At 51.8% G+C, this 1,628-nt stretch carries 1 rRNA gene; it reads right to left on the bottom strand.

The features are described 5' to 3' along the window. Positions 1-16 precede the first annotated feature (16 nt). Positions 17-1,561: ribosomal RNA gene (locus tag H4J66_RS08310) — 16S ribosomal RNA — on the bottom strand. Between the last annotated feature and the right edge of the window lie 67 nt (positions 1,562-1,628).

Here is a 1,628-nt window from a genome sequence, read left to right as displayed (position 1 = left end):
TGTTTTTACTTCAAGATAAGGAGGTGATCCAACCCCAGGTTCCCCTAGGGTTACCTTGTTACGACTTCACCCCAGTCATGAAACACAAAGTGGTGACCGTCCTCCCGAAGGTTAAACTAGCCACTTCTTTTGCATCCCACTCCCATGGTGTGACGGGCGGTGTGTACAAGGCCCGGGAACGTATTCACCGTAGCATTCTGATCTACGATTACTAGCGATTCCGACTTCATGGAGTCGAGTTGCAGACTCCAATCCGGACTACGACAAGCTTTGTGGGATTCGCTCCACCTCGCGGTATTGCTGCCCTCTGTACTTGCCATTGTAGCACGTGTGTAGCCCATCCCGTAAGGGCCATGATGACTTGACGTCGTCCCCACCTTCCTCCGGTTTATCACCGGCAGTCTCCTTAGAGTTCCCGCCATAACGCGCTGGCAAATAAGGATAGGGGTTGCGCTCGTTGCGGGACTTAACCCAACATTTCACAACACGAGCTGACGACAGCCATGCAGCACCTGTCTCACAGTTCCCGAAGGCACAAGTCTATCTCTAGTCTCTTCTGTGGATGTCAAGGGATGGTAAGGTTCTTCGCGTTGCATCGAATTAAACCACATGCTCCACCGCTTGTGCGGGCCCCCGTCAATTCATTTGAGTTTTAACCTTGCGGCCGTACTCCCCAGGCGGTCAACTTAATGCGTTAGCTCCGCTACCCACGGATCAAGTCCACAGACAGCTAGTTGACATCGTTTACGGCGTGGACTACCAGGGTATCTAATCCTGTTTGCTCCCCACGCTTTCGTGCCTCAGCGTCAGTATCTGTCCAGGTGGCCGCCTTCGCCACTGATGTTCCTTCCAATCTCTACGCATTTCACCGCTACACTGGAAATTCCACCACCCTCTACAGTACTCTAGTTTGCCAGTTCAAAATGCAGTTCCAAGGTTGAGCCCTGGGCTTTCACATCTTGCTTAACAAACCGCCTACGCACGCTTTACGCCCAGTAATTCCGATTAACGCTCGCACCCTCCGTATTACCGCGGCTGCTGGCACGGAGTTAGCCGGTGCTTCTTCTGTTGCTAACGTCACAGTGAGCAGCTATTAACTACCCACCTTTCCTCACAACTGAAAGTGCTTTACAACCCGAAGGCCTTCTTCACACACGCGGCATGGCTGCATCAGGCTTTCGCCCATTGTGCAATATTCCCCACTGCTGCCTCCCGTAGGAGTCTGGGCCGTGTCTCAGTCCCAGTGTGGCTGATCATCCTCTCAAACCAGCTAGAGATCGTCGCCTTGGTGAGCCATTACCTCACCAACTAGCTAATCTCACTTGGGCTAATCAAATGGCAAGAGGTTCCGAAGAATCCCCCTCTTTGGTCCGTAGACGTTATGCGGTATTAGCAGTCGTTTCCAACTGTTGTCCCCCACCATATGGCATATTCCCAAGCATTACTCACCCGTCCGCCGCTCGTCAGCAAAGTAGCAAGCTACTCTCTGTTACCGCTCGACTTGCATGTGTTAAGCCTGCCGCCAGCGTTCAATCTGAGCCATGATCAAACTCTTCAATTAAAAAATCGTTTGTGATGCTTAGCCGAAACCAAGACATCTGCTCAATGAATTCTGTCGTGTTACCAAC

Source organism: Colwellia sp. MB3u-55 (assembly GCF_014076785.1).
Taxonomy (GTDB): domain Bacteria; phylum Pseudomonadota; class Gammaproteobacteria; order Enterobacterales; family Alteromonadaceae; genus Colwellia_A.
The sequence above is the reverse complement of the archived record's forward strand: the minus strand, read 5'-3'. Positions and strand labels throughout refer to the sequence as shown.